Origin of the sequence: Psychrobacter sp. SCQQ22 (assembly GCF_015864605.1) — a bacterium.
Lineage (GTDB): Bacteria > Pseudomonadota > Gammaproteobacteria > Pseudomonadales > Moraxellaceae > Psychrobacter > Psychrobacter fozii.
This window is the reverse complement of the sequence record NZ_JADYWZ010000001.1, coordinates 150,937-176,704: the sequence shown is the minus strand read 5'-3', so window position 1 is coordinate 176,704 and position 25,768 is coordinate 150,937. Positions and strand designations below refer to the sequence as shown.

Annotated in this window: 24 protein-coding genes and 2 tRNA genes; 12 read left to right on the top strand and 14 right to left on the bottom strand. The window is 42.2% G+C overall.

The window, feature by feature from the left end; translation table 11 throughout:
- Positions 1-17: 17 nt before the first annotated feature.
- The 11 genes from I6E84_RS00770 to tpiA form a co-directional block, all read right to left on the bottom strand.
- A complete protein-coding gene (locus I6E84_RS00770) occupies positions 18-179 on the bottom strand; it encodes a hypothetical protein (RefSeq protein ID WP_197215504.1) in 162 nt (53 codons plus the stop codon).
- A gap of 74 nt (positions 180-253) precedes the next feature.
- Positions 254-778, bottom strand: a complete 525-nt coding sequence (locus I6E84_RS00765) for a type 1 glutamine amidotransferase domain-containing protein (RefSeq protein ID WP_197215503.1) — start codon at positions 776-778, stop codon at positions 254-256.
- Positions 779-1,160: 382 nt separating this feature from the next.
- Positions 1,161-2,234 (bottom strand): tRNA pseudouridine(55) synthase TruB, encoded by a 1,074-nt coding sequence (truB, locus tag I6E84_RS00760; protein WP_197215502.1) that lies wholly within the window; start codon positions 2,232-2,234, stop codon positions 1,161-1,163.
- A gap of 9 nt (positions 2,235-2,243) precedes the next feature.
- A complete protein-coding gene (locus I6E84_RS00755) occupies positions 2,244-2,633 on the bottom strand; it encodes a ribosome-binding factor A (RefSeq protein ID WP_197215501.1) in 390 nt (129 codons plus the stop codon).
- 203 nt (positions 2,634-2,836) lie between these two features.
- Positions 2,837-5,560 carry a translation initiation factor IF-2 gene (infB, locus tag I6E84_RS00750; protein ID WP_194196209.1) on the bottom strand — a complete coding sequence of 908 codons (2,724 nt, stop codon included), beginning with the start codon at positions 5,558-5,560 and terminating at the stop codon, positions 2,837-2,839.
- Positions 5,561-5,711: 151 nt separating this feature from the next.
- Complete coding sequence (gene nusA / locus I6E84_RS00745; protein ID WP_110922071.1) at positions 5,712-7,196, bottom strand: transcription termination factor NusA; 1,485 nt, start codon at positions 7,194-7,196, stop codon at positions 5,712-5,714.
- 169 nt (positions 7,197-7,365) lie between these two features.
- Positions 7,366-7,866 (bottom strand): ribosome maturation factor RimP, encoded by a 501-nt coding sequence (gene rimP / locus I6E84_RS00740; RefSeq protein ID WP_110922072.1) that lies wholly within the window; start codon positions 7,864-7,866, stop codon positions 7,366-7,368.
- A gap of 464 nt (positions 7,867-8,330) precedes the next feature.
- Positions 8,331-8,407: transfer RNA gene (locus I6E84_RS00735), tRNA-Met, on the bottom strand.
- 124 nt (positions 8,408-8,531) lie between these two features.
- Positions 8,532-8,615 (bottom strand) — tRNA-Leu (locus tag I6E84_RS00730).
- 142 nt (positions 8,616-8,757) lie between these two features.
- Positions 8,758-9,066, bottom strand: coding sequence for a preprotein translocase subunit SecG (gene secG, locus I6E84_RS00725; RefSeq protein WP_110922073.1), 309 nt, complete (start codon positions 9,064-9,066; stop codon positions 8,758-8,760).
- Positions 9,067-9,270: 204 nt separating this feature from the next.
- Positions 9,271-10,083: a triose-phosphate isomerase gene (gene tpiA, locus I6E84_RS00720; protein ID WP_197215500.1), complete on the bottom strand. Its 813-nt coding sequence runs from the start codon at positions 10,081-10,083 to the stop codon at positions 9,271-9,273.
- A 451-nt stretch (positions 10,084-10,534) separates the two neighbouring features.
- Between tpiA and pilB the strand changes: the two genes are divergently transcribed.
- From pilB to coaE, 4 genes are all read left to right on the top strand, one after another.
- Positions 10,535-12,250 carry a type IV-A pilus assembly ATPase PilB gene (gene pilB, locus I6E84_RS00715; protein WP_197215499.1) on the top strand — a complete coding sequence of 572 codons (1,716 nt, stop codon included), beginning with the start codon at positions 10,535-10,537 and terminating at the stop codon, positions 12,248-12,250.
- A gap of 220 nt (positions 12,251-12,470) precedes the next feature.
- On the top strand, positions 12,471-13,694 hold the full coding sequence (locus I6E84_RS00710) for a type II secretion system F family protein (protein WP_197215498.1): 1,224 nt from the start codon (positions 12,471-12,473) through the stop codon (positions 13,692-13,694).
- 25 nt (positions 13,695-13,719) lie between these two features.
- Positions 13,720-14,619: a prepilin peptidase gene (locus I6E84_RS00705; protein WP_197215496.1), complete on the top strand. Its 900-nt coding sequence runs from the start codon at positions 13,720-13,722 to the stop codon at positions 14,617-14,619.
- A gap of 124 nt (positions 14,620-14,743) precedes the next feature.
- Positions 14,744-15,436 (top strand): dephospho-CoA kinase, encoded by a 693-nt coding sequence (gene coaE / locus I6E84_RS00700; protein WP_197215495.1) that lies wholly within the window; start codon positions 14,744-14,746, stop codon positions 15,434-15,436.
- On the opposite strand, the gene rlmB is transcribed toward coaE, so the two are convergent.
- Together rlmB and I6E84_RS00690 are read right to left on the bottom strand one after the other, a co-directional pair.
- On the bottom strand, positions 15,399-16,169 hold the full coding sequence (gene rlmB, locus I6E84_RS00695; protein WP_197099560.1) for a 23S rRNA (guanosine(2251)-2'-O)-methyltransferase RlmB: 771 nt from the start codon (positions 16,167-16,169) through the stop codon (positions 15,399-15,401). The two genes, coaE and rlmB, sit on opposite strands and share 38 nt — an antisense overlap.
- 252 nt (positions 16,170-16,421) lie before the next feature.
- A complete protein-coding gene (locus I6E84_RS00690) occupies positions 16,422-16,757 on the bottom strand; it encodes a pyrimidine/purine nucleoside phosphorylase (protein ID WP_197099558.1) in 336 nt (111 codons plus the stop codon).
- Between the two features lie 850 nt (positions 16,758-17,607).
- Here I6E84_RS00690 and recN point away from each other — a divergent pair.
- The 7 genes from recN (at position 17,608) to xerD (ending at position 23,803) form a co-directional block, all read left to right on the top strand.
- Positions 17,608-19,287, top strand: coding sequence for a DNA repair protein RecN (gene recN / locus I6E84_RS00685; RefSeq protein WP_197215494.1), 1,680 nt, complete (start codon positions 17,608-17,610; stop codon positions 19,285-19,287).
- 118 nt (positions 19,288-19,405) lie between these two features.
- Complete coding sequence (locus tag I6E84_RS00680; protein ID WP_194196217.1) at positions 19,406-19,969, top strand: YqgE/AlgH family protein; 564 nt, start codon at positions 19,406-19,408, stop codon at positions 19,967-19,969.
- A gap of 57 nt (positions 19,970-20,026) precedes the next feature.
- Positions 20,027-20,563, top strand: coding sequence for a Holliday junction resolvase RuvX (gene ruvX, locus I6E84_RS00675; RefSeq protein ID WP_197215493.1), 537 nt, complete (start codon positions 20,027-20,029; stop codon positions 20,561-20,563).
- Between the two features lie 90 nt (positions 20,564-20,653).
- The gene (locus tag I6E84_RS00670; protein WP_197215492.1) at positions 20,654-21,169 is read left to right on the top strand and encodes a hypothetical protein; all 516 of its coding nucleotides are present in this window, start codon (positions 20,654-20,656) and stop codon (positions 21,167-21,169) included.
- Between the two features lie 67 nt (positions 21,170-21,236).
- The gene (tusA, locus tag I6E84_RS00665) at positions 21,237-21,563 is read left to right on the top strand and encodes a sulfurtransferase TusA (protein ID WP_197215491.1); all 327 of its coding nucleotides are present in this window, start codon (positions 21,237-21,239) and stop codon (positions 21,561-21,563) included.
- Positions 21,564-21,646: 83 nt separating this feature from the next.
- The gene (locus I6E84_RS00660; protein ID WP_110922086.1) at positions 21,647-22,840 is read left to right on the top strand and encodes a methyltransferase; all 1,194 of its coding nucleotides are present in this window, start codon (positions 21,647-21,649) and stop codon (positions 22,838-22,840) included.
- A 24-nt stretch (positions 22,841-22,864) separates the two neighbouring features.
- Complete coding sequence (gene xerD, locus I6E84_RS00655) at positions 22,865-23,803, top strand: site-specific tyrosine recombinase XerD (RefSeq protein ID WP_110922087.1); 939 nt, start codon at positions 22,865-22,867, stop codon at positions 23,801-23,803.
- A gap of 70 nt (positions 23,804-23,873) precedes the next feature.
- Here xerD and I6E84_RS00650 read toward each other — a convergent pair whose 3' ends face one another.
- A complete protein-coding gene (locus tag I6E84_RS00650) occupies positions 23,874-24,713 on the bottom strand; it encodes a hypothetical protein (protein WP_197215490.1) in 840 nt (279 codons plus the stop codon).
- Positions 24,714-24,924: 211 nt separating this feature from the next.
- Here I6E84_RS00650 and I6E84_RS00645 point away from each other — a divergent pair, with 211 nt between their 5' ends.
- Positions 24,925-25,533: a class I SAM-dependent methyltransferase gene (locus I6E84_RS00645; RefSeq protein ID WP_110922089.1), complete on the top strand. Its 609-nt coding sequence runs from the start codon at positions 24,925-24,927 to the stop codon at positions 25,531-25,533.
- The last annotated feature ends 235 nt before the right edge of the window (positions 25,534-25,768 follow it).

Genomic DNA, 25,768 nt, shown 5'->3' with positions numbered 1-25,768 from the left:
AAAACACATTGGACAAATTATTTGCTTTCTTTCGTACTTTCTACATTATCAGCAATACGGTCTGCAGCTGCTTCAGTATCTGCTGCATGATTGTTTTCAGTCTGGTCTTTGAGCGCTGCAGTCGCTGCATCAGAACGTTGTTGCTCAAGCTTAGTATCGTTTGGGTTAGAATTTGACATAATATTTTCCTTAGTTATGGTTATGAATGATTAAAGTATTTTGATGCTTGTTTGACGATTAGATAGCAAGAACTCTAAAATAGTGCTTTATCTATAGCATCAACAAAATTGGTTATATCATCTGGATTACGCGAGGTGATAAGATTGCCATCAACTTGTACTGTTTTATCTACATAATTTGCGCCAGCATTTTCTAAATCTGTCTGGAGCGTAGGATAAGCAGTCAATGTTTTACCCTTAGCGATACCTGTGTTAATGAGTATCCAAGGTGCATGACAGATAACAGCCAACGGCTTATTCGCATCATTGATAGCATTAATTATTCTATGAGCTTCTTTATTGCCTCGGATGGTATCTGCATTCACAGTACCGCCTGGTAGCACTAATGCATCATACTCAGTAACACTGGCTTCATTTGTAAAGATATCAGCAGTGAAAGTATCACCTTTATCGACATCTTGCTTCATCGCTTGGACTTCTTTATCTTCGTTAGTAGTAATAAGAACTGTCTTGTAACCTTTGTCTTTCAGTTGGTTATTAACCTCTTCGTACTCTGCTTGTTCAAAGTTATTGTGTAGTAAAAAAGCAATAGTTTTCATAATACTTCCTATCTTTATATTTGTGATTTTATATAAGAAAATTTATTATTGATTTGCCTATTTTTCTTGTTATTAGTGCCTTTTGTTTTTATTGAGCGTCGAGCCTTGGGCCGTAAAACCTTCCTTGTTAGAACTATTCCATACTAGTTTTTTATTATTGTAAGTTTTTATTATTAGCCTGCTTTTTGTTTTTCTTACTTTTTTTTGTCATTTTATTATATTAATTATTTCGTCTGGCTTTCCCTAGCTGACATATCTAATGTACAAAAAAAACAGGTTCCACCATAGGTGAAACCTGCAATAAAATGTGAGGATATGTGATTAATGTAAACCGTTAGTAAGCCAAAAAGGCTTTATCGCGACTTATTTAACAAGAATAAAACTAACGCTGAATTAATTTTTTTGGCTGTAATCGACCATTCAGACTGACTGCACCTAAACCTAAAAACTGACCGTCTTCGTTTATCAAGCGAATATCCACAGGTATTTCATGCTTTAATGGCTTCGTATCAGTAAGCTGCTCGCTATCATCTGTTTCAGAAATAAATTGCTGATTAACATTAACAGCTACTTCGTTATTTTCCAATGATTCGCTGTCAATATTGCCTGCTATATACGTTCTGATATCATCTGTCAGTTGCTCAAACACATTTAGACGTTGCCCCATATGTATACGAGTACACTGTTCAGTCGTCAATATCATTTCGGCGTCAATATTGACACAAGCATCCACTGGCATCAGCTGCCCTTGTCGACTATCCAACGCTAGCGCTTCTAAATCCGGCAAGGCAATCGCATTATCAATGTTAAAATCACCCACTTGCGTACGTCGCAATGCTGTCAGATGACCTAATGTACCTAGTGCTTTAGCAATATCTTCACCAAGAACACGTACATACGTACCTTTAGTACAAGTCACTGTCAATTGGATTTGCTCGTGATCAATTGCTTTTAAATCAATCGCCTTAATCACAATATCTCTAGAGGCTCGCTCTACTTCTATACCAGCACGGGCATATTCATAGAGTTTTTTACCGTCTTTTTTTAGTGCAGAATACATTGGAGGTATCTGCTGCTGAGCGCCTGAAAATTGCTGAGCAACTTGCTCTAATAGTGCAGTACCGAAAGTTGGAATAGCTGCTTGCTCAACGATTTTGCCATCTGCATCGCCAGTATCGGTCTGACCACCAAGCAAAATAACGGCTTCATAGGATTTGTCAGCATCAAGCTGATAATGACTGAACTTCGTTGCTTCACCCATGCATATCGGCAATAGACCCGTTGCCATTGGATCAAGCGTACCCGTATGCCCCGCTTTTTTGCTGTCATGATTCGGTGATTTAAATAAATATTTCACCTTTGACACCACTTGCTGTGAGGTCATACCTTTGGGTTTATCTACTAAGATAACCCCTGAGACTTTTATTTTATCGCATTGCTTGGATGATATAGACATAATATAAAATTACTCGTCATTCTCATTTTGTTCTGTCTTAGTGACGGCCTGGCTAATCAGATCCATCATATAATTACCACGAGCGGTCACTTCATCATAATGAAAACGCAAGCGCGGTGTAGTACGTGTCTTTAAACTATGACTGAGCTCAGTACGTAAGAAACCCGCTGCGTTGTTCAGTACGGTAACGCTCTCTTCGTGATTCGTCTTGGTCATTGCATCATTAAGCCCAGGCTCCATGATAGTGACATAGACATCGGCATATCCTAGATCTGGGCTAACCTTGACACTAGAAATAGTGACAAAACCAGTCAAACGCGGGTCATTAACTTCATCGCGAATAAGAACAGCAAGCTCACGCTGAATTTGATCGGATAAGCGTTGTAAACGTTGGTTCATTTTATTACCTTAATTTGGTAGGGCTCATTTTCATTGATTAGCCCATTTGCTTATTAATACATCTAAGGGCTGATATTTGTTAAAAAAGGCCTAGCAGGATGTACCTGTTAGGCCTAAGTACAGCTAGATATGAAAGGTATACTAATATGCTCAGCGAATTAAGCGTATTGCATTATTAGAGACCTTTATATCGAACAGCGACTTTAGATAGTACGTGCGAACTCTTGGATTTCGAAGACTTCGATCTTATCACCAGCTTCGACATCGTAACCACGTACCGCTAGGCCACATTCCATACCAGTACGTACTTCATTGACGTCTTCTTTGTAACGACGCAATGATTGCAATTGACCAGTAAAGATAACTTGGTCAGCACGCAATACGCGGATAGGCTTGTTGCGATAGATTGTACCTTCAACGACCATACAACCAGCAGCCGCACCGAACTTACTAGAGCGGAATACTTCGCGAACATCTGCAACACCAAGGATTTTCTCACGATGTTCAGGGGCCAACATACCGCTCATTGCTGCTTTTACATCGTCAATCAAGCCATAGATGACACTATAGTAGCGAATATCCATGTTGGCAGAATCTGATTTACGACGTGCAGTAGCATCCGCACGAACGTTGAAACCTAGTAGTACTGCTTCGCTAGACTCTGCAAGTGTTACGTCAGACTCAGAGATAGGACCAACGCCTGAACTAATCACTCTGACTTTAACTTCGTCAGTTGACAACTCATTTAGTGCAGAAAGCAATGCTTCAAGTGAACCACGAACATCAGTTTTCAATACGATATTCAAGAATGACACATCGCCTTGTTCCATCTGATCGAACATGCTTTCAAGACGCATAGCGTTTTGACGTTCAAGTTGACGCTCACGCTCACGATTGGTTCTAAAGTCAGCAACTTCACGAGCTTTTTTCTCATCAGTTACTACTAAGAATTCACTACCAGCAGCTGGCGTTTCAGGCAGACCCAAAATCTCTACAGGGATAGAAGGACCGGCTGATTGGATACGTTGACCATGCTCATCTGTTAGCGCACGGACTTTACCATAATGCTCACCAGCTAGAACCAAGTCGCCTTGCTTCAATGTACCTTTTTTAACTAGGACACTAACAACAGGACCACGACCTTTTTCAAGTCTTGATTCAATGACGACACCCTGTGCAGCGCCATCTACAGGGGCTTCTAGTTCCATTAGCTCAGCTTGTAAGCTAATGAATTCTAGCAAGTTGTCGATACCTTCGCCTGTTTTGGCTGAGATACGTGCCATTGGTGTATCACCACCCCATTCTTCTGATACGACTTCTTTCGTCGTCAATTCATTAAGAACGCGGTCAGGATCAGCGCCTGGCTTATCCATTTTGTTGATAGCAACAATAATCGGCGTACCAGCAGCACGAGCATGATCAATGGCTTCTGCCGTTTGTGGCATCATACCATCGTCAGCTGCGACAACAAGTACCACAATATCAGTCGCTTGAGCACCACGTGAACGCATTGCGCTAAAGGCTGCGTGACCTGGTGTGTCAAGGAAAGTAATAACACCGCGCTCGGTTTTTACATGGTAAGCACCGATATGCTGTGTAATACCGCCAGCTTCGCCATTCGCAACTTTCGTTTCACGAATTTTATCTAGTAGTGACGTCTTACCATGGTCAACGTGACCCATGATAGTTACGACTGGTGGACGCGTTTGCACGTTGCTACTACGTTCATCAACCGCATACTGTAAGTCATCTTCAACTTTAGTATCACTGACTGGAACTGGGTTGTGACCCATTTCTTCAACAAGTAGACTTGCTGTCGCTTGGTCAATAGTGTCTGACTCACGAGCCATTTCACCCATTTTCATGAGCAGTTTGGTCACTTCACGAGCTTTAACCGCCATACGTTGAGCAAGGTCGGCTACTGTAATTTGCTCACTGATCTCAACGTCATAAACGATTTTTTCGACAGGTTTTTCAAATTTATGCTGTGATGCTTGCGTTGAGCGCAAACCGTTTTTACGGTTTTTGATCTCACGCTCATCTTGATTCTTACGACGACGACCACGAGCACCAGTGCTGCTTGCACCGCGCTTGATTTCGCGACGTTCTTTTTCAAATGACTCTTCTAATGCGTCACCGACTAGACCTTCAGCCAATGGCTCATCTTTACGAACTTCAGCAGCAGGCTGATCCGTGTATTTACCAGCCATTTTACGCATTTGCTCAAGTGTGCGCTTTTGCGCTTCTTCAGCTTGAACACGGCGTGTTTCTGTTTCGATTTCACGTAAACGTGCTTCTTCTTTTTCACGTGCTTCACGAGCTTTACGCTCTACTGCTGTTTCAACTTTTGGTTTCGTAGCAGCGACTTTTTTCTTCGGTTGTTCTTTAGGCTTGACTTCAACAGTCGTTTTTCCGCCTTTCTTAACAACAACTGACGTTGAAATATCGTCGTTCTTGTCATCAGATTTTTTGCTAGAGCCCAAGCTTGCACGCATCGCGGCCAAGGTTGCTGCTTGACGTTCTTCAGATTTTTTCTTAGTAGCAGCACGCTCTTCAGCGTCCTTAGCAGCACGTTCTTGCGACTCAATCATCGCTTGCTCACGCGCAGCCAATTCTTCAGCCATTTTTTCTGGATCAGGCTTTTCGAATACTTTCTTTTTACGCACTTCAACATTGACACTCTTAGATTTACCTGAAGAGCCAGTCACACGCGCAGTGCTAGTCGTTTTAGACTTGAGACTAATACGACGCTTCTCTTGCTGACCGTGACTTTGCTTTAAATACGTCACCAACTTCTCTTGCTCAACTTCTGAGACTAGGTCATCCTCTGCACGAGCAGGTAGTCCAGCATCTACTAATTGCTGTTTTACAGCACTTGCAGTTTTGCCTACCATATCTGCCAGTTCTTTGACGGTCTTATCTGCCATTTATTATCACCTACTGTCTATTATTTGCTATATGTTCAATTCAGTTGTTGGCTACAAATGATTGGGGTAAGGCTGGTATTTGTGTTGCAGTCATACCAGCACTTTATTATCGATAGCATATCACCAAAAGACAGCGATATGCAGTTACCGCTTATTCATTGAACCAAGATTCCCGAGCTTTCATGATGAGTTTTCCTGCGGTTTCAGAGTCTAAACCTTCGATATCTTCGAGATCGAAGACTGCTTGTTCTGCCAAATCATCAACGGTAATGATGTCTTGTTGTGCCATTTTATAAGCCCAACTAACTGTCATACCTTCAAGCTCTTGTAGCTCTTGACTTGGCTCTTTCATGTTCTGTTGTTTGACCAGTTCATCAGCAATGACCACTTCTTTAGCACGCTCTTGAATCATCTCAATCGCGTCATCGTCTAGACCTTCGATATCATAAAAGGTTTCAACTGGTACGTAGGCCACTTCTTCAATACTTGTGAAGCCGATATCGACAAGCGCTTGGGCTAAGTCTTTATCCACTTCTAGACGTTCATAGAATAATTCGATAAACGCTTTAGATTCGTTTTGTTGACGTTGCTGATACTCTTCTTCTAGCATCATATTAAGCTTATAGCCCGTCAATTCAGATGCCAAACGTACGTTTTGACCTTGTGAGCCAATAGCACGTGCTAACTGATCGTTGGTGCTAAAGATAATATCAGCAGTCTGAGTATCTTCATCTAAAATAATGCTGCTAACGTCAGCAGGCTCTAAAGAGCTAATGATAAATTGGGCAGGATCATCTGACCAAACCACCACATCAATACGCTCACCATCAAGCTCTTGCTGTACTGCTTGGATACGCGTACCACGCATACCAATACAAGCACCTACAGGGTCGATACGATGATCATTGGTCTTCACTGCTATTTTAGCACGAGTACCTGGCAAACGCGCGACGTTACGAATTTCAATAATTTGTTCAGCAATCTCAGGTACTTCTTTTTGCATCAATGCTGAAAGCATTTCAGGATGAGTACGAGAGAGTAATAACTGTGCACCGCGGTTTTCACGGTTTACATGATATAAAATTGCGTTGATACGTGACTTGGCACGTAGCTGCTCACGTGGCAACATCTGATCGCGTGACAAGTAACCTTCGGCATTGTCGCCCAAATCGATGATATAACCATCGCGAGTCTGTTTTTTGACTTCGCCATACATCATCTCACCAATACGTGGCTCAAAAGCATCAGCGACTAGCGCGCGCTCAGCTTCACGGATTTTTTGGATAATAACCTGTTTGGCTTGCGTGGCAGCGATACGACCGAACTCAATCGATTCAATCTGCTCTTCTTTTATATCGCCGATTGACCATTCTTCTTGATCAAGATCGGTAATGGCTAGCTGACATGCAGGCATTTCATGGTCTTCATCTGCAACCACTGTCCAATAACGATAAGTATCATAATCGCCCGTTGCACGATCGATGGCAACCCGTACCTCCACTTCTGGCTGTTCGGTGTATACTTTTTTCTTGGTAGATACCACTAAAGCGTCTTCAATCGCTTCAAAGATATCTTCAGGATTTAAGCCCTTTTCATTACTGACAGTTTCTACTACCGTTAAGATTTCACGACTCATGCTATACCTGTCCTATCATTTTTTAATTGACTTAAATTTTATAATTTATGTACTGATATTATATTTTCACCATTAGCTATAAGGCTATTTGGAGATTCAAATCTTGATTTATAATAAGCTGCTCATTAGATCAAAATAGATACATTCATAAGATGAACACTCTAGCTGATTACGCGTCTTCATAAATCAAATTGGCTTTGTCTATATTACTCAGTGCAATCTCAAACTGCTGACCATCACTTGATGTCAATTTTAGCGAGGTTGCATCGATACTGTCTAAAGTACCTGTCGCTTTACGACGCTTTTGATCACCTTCACCAATCGCTTGTATCAAACGCAAGCTGACGGTTTGACCAACATAGCCATGCATCTGCTCATCTGAGAAGAATGCGCGATCAAAACCTGGTGAAGAGACTTCTAAGATAAACTCACCGGCAATCGGGTCATGAACCTCAAGAATACCGCTTACCTGATGATTCACTGCAGCACAGTTTTCAATCGTTACTTGCTTATCTTGGGCTTGCTCTTCTGGCAATGCCTCAATATAAATACGTAACAATGAACGGTTGCCTTGTGGTGCAAACTCGATACCCCATAGTGCCACATCGCAAGCAGCGACGGCAGGGGCAATAATGTTGGTCAGTTCTGTAACTTTGGTCGAAAGCTTCATAATCTATTTATCTTTTCCTATTCGCGTATCTATCATACTTAGTAAACCGTATTGAATTTTTCATTCATCTCTTACTTATTAGTAATATGCACTTATATAGTAGGAGACACGGTCATAATATTGTTTTAAATCACAAGCATATTGTTTATGCGCTATGCCTTTATATAGGGATGAGCATAAAAAACATCAAGCTCAGCCAGACAATGCTTTTATTATTCATAAAGCAATACTATCGATAAAAGAGTGAGGAGTATAAAGATAGTGTGCTTAAGGAGCATCACTCTAATAACGGTGAGTCACGACAAGCTACAGTAGATGTTATCGTACTCTATAGAGCTAGAGCTTAACATAAGTAGAATAAAGACCGCGATAATGCTGATAGCCAGATACAAAAAAACCCACAAGCATAATGGTGGGCTAATCGCTACTGACAAATTTAGTGTACAAAACATCAGTATAAAAAGTGGTAGCGGGGGCTGGATTTGAACCAACGACCTTCGGGTTATGAGCCCGACGAGCTACCAGACTGCTCCACCCCGCATCAATCTAGAACGCACATTATAGATAGGTTTGATAGAAGTGTCAACGTTTATTTTAAACTAATTTCAAATAAAACAATTGATGACTATAAAACATAACCTTACGCTGTGCTGCGTAATAAAACTTGGTGCGATTGGGGGGACTTGAACCCCCACAGCTTGCGCCACCACCCCCTCAAGATGGCGTGTCTACCATTCCACCACAATCGCATTTTACTACTCTGTTCCATCATATCCAGTCTACTATAAAAGATACTTAAGGTAGGCATCCATAGAGTGGTACTTCTGAAAACAGAAACGCATTGTAAATCTAACGCATCAAAATAGCAAGGGCTGCATGTTTAAAAGATACTTACTGAGGATCTTGAGTCAAAGGACGCGGTGTTTGTGGTACTGAAACGGGCGCATCTAGACGAAACTGATCTTCAGCTTGCTTACGGGCATGAACAGCAAGCGTCATACTAGTGATAAAAAATATCACCGTCAACACAGCGGTAGCGCGCGTCAAAAAGTTGGCAGTGCCCGCTGCACCAAATACGGTACCTGACGAGCCAGCACCAAAAGAAGCTCCTGCGTCTGCCCCTTTACCATGCTGTATCAAAATCAAGCCGATCATGGCAATCGCCACAATAATGTGCAGGGCTAATATAAACGTAAACATGGTGGCCTCTTTTGCCGCATAATGACGACTGATAACGGTAAATAAATCTTAAGTTTAGTAGGACGTATAATCACGCCAAATCGATTATATAAATAAGGCGCATTGTACACGATTGCAAGGGCACTGTTAAACCTACTTTTGCCAACTGATAAAGACACTTTACATACAGATAGTGAACTTTATCTCTAAGTGTTACATTAAGGTCTAAGTGCTAGCATGACTGAATGCATTGGCAATCGCCAAAAAACTCTCTGCCTTTAATGAAGCACCGCCAACCAATGCACCATTAATCATAGAGTCGGCAGCAAAGCTATCCGCATTATCGGCATTGACACTACCGCCATATAAAACAGTCATCTCATTCAAACTATCCGCAAAACCTGCAACCGTCTGCTTTATATGCTGATGGGTTTTACTGACCTCCGTCACGGTCGGTACTTTACCCGTACCAATCGCCCAGACAGGCTCGTAAGCAATAATCAGACGATCAGATAATGAAGCAGCTATATCTGGTTGCTGAACCAATAGGTCCTTGATCACGGATAACTGAGTATCAATGATTTCTAGTGTTTGATTTGCATCATATTGCGTTTGGGTTTCACCGATACACAGTACCACACCTAAGTCTTGCGTTAATGCGTGAGTCATTTTTTGCAATAAGCACTCATTAGACTCTTGATGATACTGACGGCGCTCAGAATGACCAAGTAACGTCCACATGGCACCCGTGTCAGCCACTTGCTGCGCAGAGCAATCGCCTGTATAGGCACCTGTACTCGCACTATGAGCACTAATGTTTTGTGCAGCACACAATATAGGCGTACCTTTTAAACGAGTACTGACAGCTGCTAAGTGAATACAGCTTGGTGCCACCATTAAGTTGCAATGATTATTTGAAAGCTCAGTACCAGCATTTGCTCCATCATCTATTGCTGTCAATAAGCTTTCTAACAACGTATCGACGTCTTGACTCGCGGCTGGATTCTGTTTCCAATTACCTATTACCCAAGCTTTCATACTCATCTACCCTGTCTCATGTATTCCTGCCAATTCGGCTAATATGCGCGCCAGTATAACAAATAATTCACCAGTGCTATAGTATGCTGCTATTCGCAAATAAACAGGCTATTAAGATACATACTAAAACGACACTATTATAAGTGACGTTTTTTACGGGCTAGTCGCTTAATACTCTATATAAAGTTTTTAAACTAAAGTAAAGTTCTATACTATTGCATCTACATATAAAAAACTATGATTAGTCACCTGATGTATTAAGCCAATGGTGACATATACTATTAATAACAACTATCTATTGAACCTCTTACAAAAACACCTTTTCATCAATTTTCATTAGCAACAGTCCAAGCGGCAATGATGACTGATAAAATGTGTCTGTCAAAGACTATAAATAGTATCTAAATTTCAGGCAAATCTACAGAATACTTGGTATCAAGGAGAGGTCGTAATGTCTATCACATCTAATAAGTATGGTGGTTTAGCACATCAGCTAATCAGCGAAGGTATTGTTAGCGAAGCAAACATGAAAACTGCACAGTCTGAGTCGCAACAGCAACAAATAGGACTCGTATCTTATTTAGTAGATCACAAACTTGCCGATGCTTATCATCTTGCTAAGATGCTATCACAAGCATTTGGCGACCCTCTCTTCGACCTTGATGCTTTGAGCAATGATGTCGTTCCAAAAGATTTAGTAGACGAAAAAATCGTTCGCAAATTTAATGCGCTGCCACTATTTAAACGAGGTCAACGATTATTTGTCGCGTTGAGTGATCCCACTCGCGTTGATGCTATCGATGCCATTGCTTTTAATTCACGGCTGTCTATTGAAACCATCGTCGTTGAAGAAGATAAGCTAAAGAAGCGTATTGAAAGTCTTTACGCTGATACCATGCAAAGTTTTGATAGCTTCAATGACAGTGATTTGAACGTTGGATTTGACGATGGTGAAGATGACGACAGTGAAGGAGAAACCAAGCTTACTGATAGTGTGGATGAAGCGCCTGTTGTAAAGTTTGTCAATAAAATGCTGGTTGACGCGATTCGTATGGGTGCCTCCGACTTACATTTTGAGCCATATGAAAAGACATATCGTGTGCGATTTCGTGTCGATGGTGTGATGCAAAGCATGGCTAACCCTCCCGTGCAGCTGGCAGGTAAGATTGCAGCACGCTTAAAAGTGATGTCGCAAATGGACATCTCAGAGCGACGTATACCGCAAGACGGACGTATCAAACTGAAATTGTCTAAAAACAAGGCCATTGATTTCCGAGTGAACTCTTTACCAACCTTATTTGGCGAAAAAATTGTCTTACGTATCTTAGATCCTTCATCTGCCATGCTCGGTATTGAAGCTTTAGGTTATGAGCCCGACCAAAAAGAGATGTTTTTGGAAGCACTAAATAAACCACAAGGCATGCTACTTATCACGGGGCCGACTGGCTCTGGTAAAACGGTCTCACTCTATACAGGTATTAATATTTTAAACACTGGGGCGACCAACATCTCCACTGCAGAAGATCCAGTTGAAATTAATCTAGAAGGTATTAATCAGGTCAACGTTAATCCTAAAGTAGGCTTAACTTTTGCCAATGCGCTTAAATCTTTTTTACGCCAAGATCCGGATATTGTAATGGTTGGTGAGATTCGTGACCTTGAAACGGCTGAGATTGCTATAAAGGCTGCGCAAACAGGTCATATGGTTCTCTCAACACTTCACACCAACTCTGCTCCCGAAACGCTCACCCGCTTAAAAAACATGGGGGTTGCGTCATTCAACATTGCCACCTCAGTCAACTTAGTCATTGCCCAGCGATTGGCACGTCGCTTATGTAAAAACTGTAAAAAACCTATCAATATTCCGCGGCAGAGCCTGCTCGAGCTCGGTTTTACTGATACAGATTTAGACAATCCGGATAGCATCATTTATGAGCCAGTTGGCTGTAATGAATGTCGTGAAGGTTATAAAGGCCGTGTGGGTGTTTATGAGGTAATGAAAGTTAGCCCAGATATTTCACGAATTATCATGGAAGATGGCAATGCGATAGACATTAAAGATGCTGCTCTTAAAAATGGTTTTCGAGACTTACGCCGCTCTGGTATTTTGAAAGTACTACAAGGCGTAACCAGTATCCAAGAGATGATGCGCGTGACCTCGGAGTAGCTATCTTTAGCACATAAATACTTTATTTATTATAAGTCTTTGCTTCATTAGCTCAGACTTTTAGAAACTAGCAATATTACCTACCAGATATACTTAAATATAAAACAGATATATACTGGTTTTTTGCGTTAAAATAAAGTATGCCACTCTTACTTAGTGAGTCAGGCATCGTTATACATCTTTGCAATATCTATATTAGACAATATTTGAGGGTAGTATCATGGCAAAAGCGAAGACCGACATGCTGTTAGACTTTGTCTATGACGGGGTGAACCGACGCGGACAAAAAGTAAAAGGCGAAACGACTAGTCGTAGTTTAGAGCTTGCGAAAGCAACTTTGCGTAAGCAGGGCATCTCTGTTAAAGGCATTAAGAAGAAGCCTAAGCCTCTTTATACCTTCAAAAAGTCTATTAAGGCCATCGACATTGCCATTTTTGCTCGGCAGTTAGCAACGATGATGAAAGCAGGTGTACCACTGACACAATCTTTTGAGATTGTCGCTGACTCACTTGATAACCCCAGTATGAAAGAATTGGTCTTACAGATAAAATCTGATATCGAAGCGGGTGGTACTTTTGCCTCTGCACTACGTAACCATCCACGCTACTTTGATGACCTATTTTGCTCTCTTGTCGACTCTGGTGAGCAATCAGGTTCTCTTGAAACCATGCTCGAACGCGTTGCAACTTATAAAGAAAAGAGTGAATTACTCAAAGCTAAAATCAAAAAAGCCATGAAATATCCAATTGCAGTAGTCGTAGTCGCTATTATTGTTACTATGATACTACTGATTAAAGTAGTCCCAGTATTTGCTGACTTGTTCAGTTCTTTCGGTGCCGATTTACCAGCATTTACGCAAATGGTGGTAGGAATGTCGGAGTGGATGCAGGCGTGGTGGTTTGTACTGATTATCGTTATTGGCGGTGCCATCATTGGCTTTTCAGAAGCTAAAAAGCGCTCTAAGAAATTTAGAGACTTTTTAGACCGTGCCGTACTAAAGGCACCGATATTTGGCAACATTGCTTATCAAGCGATTATCGCGCGTTTTTCACGCACGCTATCGACTACCTTTGCTGCTGGTGTACCACTTATTGATGCTCTGGACTCTACTGCTGGTGCCACCAACAATGTCGTATTCTATAACGCCACTCAGCAAATCAAAAATGACGTTTCCACTGGTCAACAATTACAATTTTCAATACGTTCAACTAACCTTTTCCCAAGCTTAGCCATTCAAATGGTCGGTATCGGTGAAGAGTCTGGAAGTTTAGAAGAGATGCTCGACAAGGTAGCTGTCTATTACGAAAACGAAGTTGATAATGCAGTTGATGGATTAACTAGCCTAATGGAACCAATGATTATGGCCGTATTAGGTGTATTGGTTGGTGGCTTAGTTATTGCAATGTACTTGCCAATCTTCCAAATGGGCGCAGTGGTAGGTTAAAAGTAAATTAAAGGACTGCTACTTCATGCAATTTATACAGTTACTGCAAGATAATACGGCTATGGCTTTAGTCGTATTTGGTTTATTGGGTCTTTGTGTTGGCAGCTTTTTGAATGTGGTGATTCACCGTATTCCACTAATGATGCTTTATGGTTGGCGACAAGAATGCAGCCAGTTTATGTCCGAGCAAGTAGACTTGCCGCATGAGCATACTATACCTCTAACAAATATCGTAGCCGCTGACCAACCTATTACGTTGAGTCGACCCGCTTCACGCTGCCCTCATTGTAGCCATAAAATCAAGTGGTATGAAAACGTACCTCTGATAAGCTGGTTGGTACTACGCGGACATTGCTCAGACTGCGAAGCTTCTATCGGTCTGCGTTATCCTATCATTGAGTTGGTCACTGCGCTACTGTCAGTGTTAGTGATTTATAAGTTTGGGGTTAGTGCCGCTGGATTGTCAGCGTTACTGTTAGTATGGACGCTCATTGCCTTAACAGGAATTGACTTTGATACTCAGCTACTACCAGATCGCTTAACCTTTCCTTTAGCAGGTTTAGGATTGGCCGTAAATTCACAAGGCTGGTTTGTCTCTCCCACTCAGTCAATTTGGGGGTTGCTACTTGGATTTTTATCACTCTGGATAGTGGTTAAGGTATTTTTTCTTATCACTAAGAAACATGGTATGGGACAAGGAGACTTTAAGCTTTTAGCAGTATTAGGGGCTTGGCTCGGGCCTATGATGTTGCCATTGATTATCTTACTATCTTCTTTGCTAGGGTCAATTGTCGGAATTATCCTAATGAAAAAACAAGGTGAGAGTAAACCGTTCGCCTTTGGTCCTTACATCGCTATTGCAGGTATCGTTGCTTTGTTATACGGCTCAGAGATTGTCAGCTGGTATCTCGGTATGTATCCTTAATCGTTTATGACAATAAAAACAGGCTAGGGCAGCAAACTATCAATCTTTAATGGTCCTACTTGAAAGCTATATTTTTCAATTGGCAACTGCTACTATTATCATACCAATCAGATAAGTCATCATTATGTCAAAATACACAACCAATTCTTCACCCTACTCGCATCAATCGCAAAGCCCACAAATTAAAAGTAAGACGCTAGTAGTCGGTTTGACAGGTGGTATCGGCAGTGGAAAGTCTGCTGCTAGTGCTTGGTTTGCTGAGCAAGGTATTGATATTATTGATGCTGATGTCATTGCCCATGAAGTCGTCGCTAAAGGCAGTTCGACCTTGCGAAAAATTCAGAATAAATTTGGTGATTGGGTATTGAATGGTGATGGATCAATGGATCGAGCGGCTGTAAGAACGCACGTATTCACACATCCTGATGCATTAATTGAGTTAGAAGCAATCACTCATCCTGCGATACGCGAGACAGCAAAAGCTCAGTTAGCGGCTAGTACCACACCTTATATAGTATTGTCGGCACCCCTGCTCATCGAAGCTGCGGAAGCAGGACTGGCAAATCTATGTCAACGTATTCTCGTAATGGATGCCACTGAGGACACGCAGCTTGCACGTGCCAGTCAGCGTGACGAGCAAAGCGTGCAAAAGATTAAAGCCATCATGCTCAATCAACTAAGCCGCGAAGAGCGCAATCGCTATGCTGATGATGTGGTGCTAAATGAAAGTAATCTTGCAGATCTATACTCACAATTAGAACCACTACATCAAGAATATCTTATACTGGCCCAGCAGCTAAAGTTCGCTGCCGATTAACTTCGTATAACGCCATACCAGTGGCAACGCTCACATTTAAACTCTGTAGGTTGCCATACTCATTCCCTGACATCGGAATATAAACCAGCTCATCGCAGCTCTCCATCGTCAGGCGGCGCATGCCTTCCCCTTCTGAACCCATGATAATAGCTGTCTTACCTGTTAAATCAGCAGCATGTATCGGCTTCGCATCAGAATTGAGCGCGGTCCCAAAAACAAATACGCCTGCACTCTTTATCTGTGACAGTGTACGAGCCAGATTGGTTACACTGATGATCGGCATCATCTCAGCTGCGCCAACAGATACTTTGGAAACCGTTGGTGTTAGGCTTGCCGCATGATGCTTTGGACAAACCACAGCATCTACGCCCATTGCTACAGCAGTACGCAAGCAAGCACCGAAATTATGCGCATCAGTGATTTGGTCTAAGACTAATAGTAAGCACTGATCACGTCCAACGATAGTATCAAGCAACCCTTCGTTAGCGAAGCCTAATGGACGAGCATTTAGCACAACACCTTGATGTTGTGGACTACCACATAGTTGCGTGAGATTGTCTTTTTGCGTCGGTTGGATACTGATACCATTTGCGCTTGCCTGTGCCATAATCGCTTGTACATGGCTATCAGTCTCGCGGCCTTGCTGTACAAACAAGCTAAGCCCGTCAAGAGGACGATGTTCGAGTAAGGCATCAATTGCATGAATACCATAGAAGTAAATAGGTTTTGCCATAGTAGGCCTACTAGTTATGAAGTGATTGTTTGTAAGATGGTTAACGCCTAATTCGATAAAACAGAAAAAGAATAGAGAGATGATTGTAGCAAGTCATTGTGAATAAAGGGGTGTGACAATTGAAAAAGAAATAAACAATGCCAATTCAGTATTGTTTATTTCTTTTGAATGAGAAGTGCTTGGCATGGTAAATGATAGGCCACTAAACTATGATTGTAAGCGGCTGATTTCGATCAAAACCTGCCAATCAAATTAGCCTTCTAGGTGACAAACATACTGTACGATTTCTTCGGTACGTAAGTTAAAACCACTATTGCCTTCAACCACGAATGACTGACCTGCACGATAGTAACTGAACTCTTCTTCACCATTTGTTTTGACTTCACACTCACCGCTGATGATTTCGATACGCTCAGAGGTATTGGTGCTAAAGTGATAGTGCTCGACCAAGTTATCACAAGGCAAGATAACGCCCAATGTCTTATGTCGACCATCTTCGAACATAATAGTGTGGCTAGAACAACGACCATCATAAGATATCGTTGCTTGAGCATTGACTGTTACATTAGTAAATTGCGCCGCTGTCATAGTGGCTTCCTTATCAAATAATTATTGCAAAACTAAAAAATAAGTAACTGGGTAGAGTACCGTGAAAGTGTATATTTTAGAAAATATAGATTCTAATTTGTGTTTTCTATTGTTCTAGAACCTGTGCTCTAGCTGTGGGCGCATGCTTTACAAAGACGATATAGACTCATAGCTGAGATTCTTACCTTTAGCACTATACCCGCTTAATTTGAAAGTATTGTGACTCGTTGTCATGTAACATGAGGCATGAAAGCTAGCCAGTAAGAGTTTATCATTATGTTAGATTATGCTACCACATTATATCTATAAAGTTTGTTAAAGCGGTTAGGAAAATTTTATCTAATGCCCATTCTAGAATGTCTTTGCAGCTGAATATTTAATGCTAATATATCACTGGAATTTGATTAACTTATTCAATTTATAGCTAATATTGGTCATCGAATAACAACGACGAACCATTAGCTTTTACAAGTTTTTTAATAATATTTTTCCTTCAATTTATTGTATTCATTACTATTAAAATTTGTATTTGACCACATTTAACACCATAATATTTGCTAATTATCGTTATATAGCTAGGGCGTGTCTTCAATTCACTCGATATTCATCTAAATGGGCTAAAAATGGCTAAATCTTGCCAAACTACGTCAAATAGCTAGTTAGTATCCCGATATTATCGGCACTATTTTTCTTGTTTGACAGCAATTTATCTCACTTTTATCACCATTTTTAAAATGAAGATACGCCCTAGTGTTAGTACCTGAACGATTTCACTTTCTTATTAATCCTATTTTAGATATGGCTTTACTGTTTTATAAGTGAAGCTCATTGTCTATCATGAGAGGCGTTGATGCTAGTATCATTAACTTTACATCAGTTTGCGTTGATCGCTCAGCATGAGCTGAGTGTGGCTGAAGGCTTCAATGTCATCACTGGCGAGACTGGAGCTGGCAAGTCGCTCTTACTTGATGCGTTATCACTGTGTGCTGGTGAGCGTGCAGACAGTGCCATGGTCAGACATGGTGCTGCACATGCAGATATTTATGCGCAGTTTGATGTAGAAGGCAATAACGTCATTGCTGACTGGTTCGCTAAAAACGATAGAGCACTAGAAGAGCCGGAAGTATTGATTCGCCGTCAGCTAAGTAACAACGGCCGCTCAAAGGCATGGTTAAATGGTGTACCAGTCAGTTTGGCCGAGCTGAAAAGCCTCGGTACGTTATTGGTCAATATCCATAGTCAACATGCTCAGCAAGCATTGCTTAAACCACAGTTTGTGGTGAAATGGTTGGACGAGATGGCGCAAATCACACCTCTAGCCTTACAAACAGCCAGCAGCTATCAAACCTATCAGCAGCTCAAACGCCGCGCTGATGATATCGCTAGTCGTGAAGCTCAACGTCAAGACCGTATTCAACTTTTGCAAAGCCAACTAGCAGACATTGCCCCATTACTAGCCGTCGATTATGCAGAGGTCGAAGCAGAGCATGAAGAGCTGTCTAATATAGAAGCACTGATGCAAGAGGCCAGCCACGGTTTACATTTGCTCGATAATGATACGGATGAGCCAGATGTTATGACCTTGCTTGGGCAAGCTATTAAGCTCTGTGACAATCAAATGAGCGTCAGCCAAACCTTTGAGCAAGCGTCTGAACAGCTACATTTAGCGCAGCAGCAAATCACCGAAGTAACTGGCTTATTATCAGATTATGCAGAGCAACAACTGCCTGATCCTGAGCGCTTGCAGACGCTAGACAGTCTCATCAGCTTAGGGCATCGTTTATCGCGTAAGCATAGCTTGCCAGCCAGCGATTTAATCGAGGAAGCAAAAGGCTGGGAAAATCAATTAGAACAATTAGAAAATGAGCCAAGTAGCGATGCGATGGCGGCACAAATTGAGACAGCTTGGCAAGACTATCTAACGCTAGCAACCAAGCTAAATAAAGAACGCACTAAAGCTGCACCAATTGTCAGTAAGCAATTGATCAAGCAATTACAACCGCTTGCGCTACCCAATGCCCGCTGCGAATTTGTCTTTACCAAAAAAGCAGATCCTAGCCAATATAGTGCGCAAGGCTGCTTCGATATTGATCTGTTATTCAGCGCCAACGTCGGTATGCCAATGCAGCCACTGCATAAGATTGCATCAGGTGGTGAGCTGTCACGAATGGCATTGGTCATGCAAGTACTGCAAGCAACCAATGCGGACAACAACGCTGCCAAGCCAATGCTCGTGTTTGATGAAGTCGATGTCGGTATCAGTGGTGGCACAGCACAAGTCGTCGGTGAGCTATTGCGTGAGCTTGGCCGTACACAGCAGTTATTGGCCATTACGCACCAAGCACAAGTAGCGGCGCAAGCGCATCAGCATATCTTGGTACAAAAGCATCATCAGGAGCAGACTGAGAGTGAGCTACTGATATTGACCGATAGTGCACAGGTCGATGAGCTGGCACGTATGTCCGGTGGTGTGATTATTACTGACGTTACCCGTGATCATGCTCGTAGTTTATTGACAGATGTTAAATAAACATTCAGGGTTCATCATTAGCACCATCTCATGGCTAAATATTTGCTTTAGTTGATTTTTTACTCACTATCGCCATATAGTGGTCTTTCACCTTTATTATTAGGTTTTGCTTGTCTCTATGTCTAAAACCAATTTGACTCATCATTTCTTAATCGCGGCGCCAGAGCTGTCAGACCCAAGGTTTGAGCAGGCGCTCATCTATATCTGCCGTCATGATAAGCATGGTGCACTCGGCCTGGTCATCAATCGCCCACTAGAGCAATCACACGTGGGTAAGTTGCTAGAAGACTTAGATATTGAGGTCACTGATCCACAGGTGATGGAAGACTTGGCATTAGAAGGCGGCCCTATGTATCCTGAGGTTGGCTTTGTGCTGCATACTGGTCAGCCAGAATGGGCGTCATCTTTTGCTATCTCAGAGAATGTCTGCATCACGACCAGTCAAGATATCCTTAAGCGTATCGCTGCAGGTCAAGGCGTGGGTCATTATCAGCTGTGCTTGGGTCATGCCAGCTGGGGCAAAAAACAACTGGATCAAGAATTGAATAATGGAGATTGGTTAGTGTGTCCTGCAGATCTAAACTTATTGTTCGATACGCCATTTGAAGAGCGCTGGCAAATAGCCGCTGATAAAATCGGGATCAACTTTGATTACCTAAGCAGTGATATCGGTCACGCTTAACCTCGTATGCTTCATGAATGCAGAAATAAAAATTTAAAACAGGATACATCCATTACTATGGTAGATAGCACTCTCATAACCGATAGCATCAATGCAATAGAGACTGAAACTGGCGTTGCTGAAGCGATCGTTAAGCCACATCTTGTCTTAGCCTTGGACTATGGCGTCAAAAAAATGGGTATGGCGCTTGGTAATACCATTACTGAGACAGCGCGTGCCTTTGATATTTTAGCGATGAATAATGGTCAACCTGACTGGGATAATTTACTAGGTATTATCAAGGTGTGGGGCGTGTCAAAGGTGGTCGTCGGCCTACCGCTTAATATGGATGGTAGTAGCTCGATGCTGTCTAAGCGTGCGCATAAATTTGCTCGTCGCCTAGCACATAGAGTCATGGAGCAGCATCTGCCCGTGGTCGTGTCACTCTGTGATGAACGCCTGACCTCAGTCGCAGCACGAGAAATCGCTTGGGACAACGGTTGGATTAAAAACGAGCGCGACCCTATTGATGATATCTCTGCGTGTATCCTGATGTCGACTTACTTTGCTGATCCGAATAGTAGTATTGCCATCGATGCAATCAAAGCAGATTAGCTTAGCAACCAGCTTGTCACTCCTATGCCAATAATTTCTGCTATATAGTGGATTGACCATATCATCCAAACGGATAAATGACTGATTATTATGACTACTGTTTCAGACCAATCCACGCAAAATAAATCGCAACATGGTTTTTCTCCGCTCGCTATTGCTCGTATCAAAGGCGCACAACGGATAAACCAAGTAGCCATTTATCTCATTTATGCTGCTATCTTTGCATTCATGGTCTTTGGCACCATTGCTAGTATTAAAGCCTTTCATGGCAATCAGCTACTTTACCAACTGTTCTACAACCTGCCCTATGCCTTGGTTGCGCTCACGATTCCCATTACGCTTTATGACGCCTTAGTCGTTTATCGTTATCGTTTGAACCAACCCTCAATGATTGCAATGAGTATTGGCGTATCGACCATCATATTGATTGGTGGATTATTATTCGCTGACACGGCATGGCTGGGATTGTCCTGTTGGCTGGGTGTGGCCTTTTTATTCAAAGTGAGCTTTAAGCGCTTTTTTAACTTTTTAGAAGTGGCTGATTTGCCTGATACTGACGAAGCGCTAGAAACAGATATTGTAGAAAACTCAGAAAGCACTTCCTGACTCCTGACAGACGCGTAAACAAACTATCCATTATCAAACTTATTTCTTAGATTAATTAAGCATAATTATGACAACTTCAATAACAGATACCTCTATCAGCCATCATCTAGACACGCAAGGGCTTATTTGCCCTGAGCCTGTGATGATGTTACATCGAGTCATTCGCAAAGCAGACAGTGGTGAGGTGATTGAAATACTGGCCACTGATCCTGCTACCACTCGTGATATTCCTAATTTCTGTCGTCATTTGGGTCACGAACTGTTGGCTCAAGAGACGCTGGCTGAGAACGTGAGCTTAGATACTGACCCTGATGAAATCAAGGTCGATAGTGATGATACTGCACCTATGAGCGTGACGCTTTATCGCTATTTGGTTAAGAAAAAAAGCGCTTAAAAACGTTCAACAACTTTAGAACATTAATAATATAAAGATATCTTTGATTTGAGATATATCTTTCACAAAAGGTAGGCTACTACGTGTTACAAACAGAAAAGCAGTATGTACAATGGCAAGAAAACGAAACTCTACGTAATGCTCTTTGGTTGTCTGAAAGCAATCATATGCCACCTGCGCGCGTTGTATTGGTTGATGATACAACGACCGCAGATGACGCTTACCGTTTGGCTTGCGAAGGCACATCACTGCTATGGCGCGGTGACTTCCATAATGCACGGCAATTGCTACAAGCACTTGGTCGTCGCATAGATCGCACGAATGAACGATCTGAACAACGTAAGATCAAAAAAGCTGCGAATAAACCTAACACAGCAAAGGTTAAAGGCATTCCCAACTTATTTCATCAGCAGCGTCAATTGCAAGCTCAGCGCTCACGCATATTGAGCCGTTTACTGTTAGAGCTTGATGTCAATTATGTAAGCCAACTACGCCGCGCCCCTGATGTGAGTGCGGCCTGCACAGCAGCTTTTGGCCCGTTAGATAAAGCGGTGGATGAGTCTTGCGTGCTGTCATTCCGTGACTTGCAAGGCGCACTTGGCGCGGCAGGATGGCGCGAAAAAGGCGTCCCAATAGACAGCTTAGGGTTATCGATTTTCCCGCATTATGGTGTATTTGCGCCAACCCGTCATGAGTATGTGCAGCTGTTGCTCGATGCACCGCTACCAGCGACTCATGATGTCGCCTATGACATCGGTACTGGCACGGGTTTATTGGCCATTATCTTAGCGCAGCGCGGCATCCCACAAGTGATAGCAACGGATTTGAATCCGCGTTCTTTGGCCTGTGCTAGCGAGAACTTTGCGCGTTTGACGTTATCTAACGTACAGTTACAGCAAGCGGATTTGTATCCAACTGATGCGCCACTTGCTAACCTCATTGTCTGCAATCCTCCTTGGTTACCTACTAAGCCAAGCTCACCGCTCGAATATGCAGTCTATGATGCCAATAGCGCGATGTTGCGTGGGGTGTTGCAGGGCGCTAAACAGCATTTAGCTGAGCACGGAGAGCTTTGGTTGATAATGTCGGACTTAGCTGAGCACCTGCAACTGCGCACCCGTGATGAGTTATTAAACTTGTTTGCCGATGCTGGATTGGCAGTAAAATATCGTCTCGATACAAAACCGAAGCATGGTCGCAGTCAAGATGATACCGACCCGCTACATGTCGCGCGCAGTGCTGAAGTTACCTCGTTATGGTGTTTAACGCTTATCTAACAGTCAACCATCGAGTATTGAGTTATGAGTCGTGATCGTGCCGTGCAACAGCGCCAACCTAAGGCGCTGGCAGTAGATGACGAACCCAGTTATATGACTGAGTTTCGTCAAGCCATGCTGGCACGTGGTCTAGCGACGCGTACTCGTAATGCGTATGTCCGCGACCTGCGCTCCTGCGAGCTGACCAATCCTATCGCCCTGACACGCTGGCAGCCTGATGATGTGCTGCACTGCTTATCAACTCTCACTCAAGAAGGCAAAACCCCACGTACCCAAGCACGCATGCTCTCAAGCTTGCGTCAGTTTTATCTGTGGATGATTGCCAGTAATCTGCGTGAAGACAATCCTTGCGAGCGTATCAAAAGCCCAAAGCTAGGTCGTCCACTACCGAAAGATTTGGCCGAGGCTGATGTCGATAATCTACTTGCCTCGCCTGATACTAGCACTGCGCTAGGACTCCGTGATAAAGCCATGTTAGAGGTGCTATATGCCTGCGGTCTACGAGTGAGCGAGTTGATTAATCTCTCACTAGAGCAAGTGAATTTAAATTCTGGCTGGCTACAAATTACGGGGAAAGGCAATAAAACACGATTGGTGCCACTCGGCGAATATGCAAACGATGCGCTAGAAAATTATCTAACGCATGCTCGTGGTGATTTGATTGCGCATTTGAAATCAGGAAATTGCCAAGCGGTGTTTTTAACGGCGCAAGGTGGCTATATGACGCGGCAGAACTTTTGGTATTTGCTCAAAAAGTACGCCAAAGTCGCCAGTATCGATAAAGAGTTATCACCACATACCCTTCGCCACGCTTTTGCCACACATTTGCTGAATCATGGCGCAGACTTACGTAGCGTGCAGTTATTGCTTGGACACAGTGATTTATCAACCACGCAAATTTATACCCACGTGGCAACGGCAAGATTGCAGAAATTGCATGCTGAGCATCATCCTAGAGGTTAAGTGAAATTAAATCTAATATAGGCTGTGTACTATTTTTTTCTTAAGGAAATATTCAGCTCATTTACTAAATCTATTCATAAGCTTTTTTTATCGGATTGAACTTTACAACCTTACTGTAATTGACATGCTCAATACGCTCATCATCATTGGTAGGCATTTCACCTTTGTAAGTCAACATAATGGGATAGTAAGTGGTATTGTTAGGCAATACTTTTAAAGTCCCTTCATAACCATAATACAAAGGCGAGTCTTCATCGTAACGCTCATTACTTGAGCCAGCATCACCGACATAATAAACATTAATAAAATCATTCTCAGGTAGGTGTAAGGCTTTCCACCATTCATCCCTTGCACCTTGACCCATATAAAAATTCGTAAATAAACTTCCTACTAGGTTTTTCCCTAACGGCTGTAAACCATTTTTAATATCTTCAGCATAAAGTCCTGTACTTCCATTGCTACCCGATTCCTCTACGTTCTTTGGTGTTTGACTCACTAACTGAAACAATCCGTTATTTAGTTTTTTAAAGCTGTATAAATCCGCTGTTGCCTTACAGATATGACAAGAGTCAATTTCTCCATCAGTAACCTGAGTCTTTTCAATGATAATTAGATAACGATCTTCACCTGCTGTATTTTTATATTGAATAATAGGGCGCATTAAGGCGATAGTTGCTCTGCCAGTATCATCATACTTCCCTAAGCCGATATATGGTGTATCTTCCATATAATCCACATGAATATCGAACATCTGACCATTATAAAACTTACGCATAACTTCTTTGAAGCTTAAGTCTTTGATTTTAACCTGAGTTATTTTACTGGCAGAGAAAGCTGGTACGGCAGCAATGACAGGGGTCGCTGATAGAACACTTAAACTGAGCGCCAAACTAAGTAAAAGATTTTTCATGCGACATTCCATTTGATTATAATGTTCTAAAAGAGTCTATCAATGAGTAGAGTATATGCAGCCATAATGTAACATACAAATTATAAAAGTATAAAATCTAAAGAACCATAGCTGCAAACTACCTCTTTTCTCGCTACAATACGCGTATGATGTGCACGCTGTATAACTGAGCAACGCACCGCCTTTTACTTATCCATTATCTGAGAATCTCATGAGCCATAGACCACCTGCTGACCTACTAAAAAGTGCCCAACACTGGCGCGAAGACATTAACTTTCGCCAAGATGTACTGGGAAAGCCGTTTGATTTTTCGACCACGTGGGGCATTTTTTCACCACAAAAGCTTGATGATGGTAGCTTGATGCTGCTTGATTATATTGATTTTGAAGCTGACGATGATTCGATCGATTTGGGTTGTGGCTATGGCGTACTTGGTATGACAGCAGCACGTGAATGTCCGAACGGGCTGCATACGTTAATTGATAAAGACTTTATGGCAGTAGAATATGCGCGCCGTAACTGTGAGAAAAACGGTCTGAAAAATGTCGATGTGCATTTATCAAATGGCTTTAACCATGTGGCAAAAGACAAAGACTTTAGCCTTGTGATGTCGAACTTGCCAGCCAAAGTAGGTAAAGAGCAGCATTATCTGTATTTCCTCGATGCTTATGCACGCATGCGTAAAGGCGGCCGTTTTTATGTAGTGACTATCAATGGTTTGCGCCAGTTTGTGAAGCGCTCGTTTACCGAAGTGTTTGGCAATAGCGATAAGGTCAAACAAGGTAAAACATATACCATTACCATGGCAACCAAAGACTAATACCAACCGCCAAAAATACGATTAGCTGTATCAAAATCGTTTAGCCTAAAATGCGTATAATCAGAGAACTACTAAACGGCTACGGCGTTACCCTCCTTAGATGTACTACTTGTACAATCTGCAGTCGGCTGCCTTGTACTCGTTTTAGAGTTCTTTGACTATAGTGCTTGCGCTCTTTTTCCTTGCTACTCTAATTTTTGTGAATGGTATAAATTTTTGAAAGTGATACAAATAA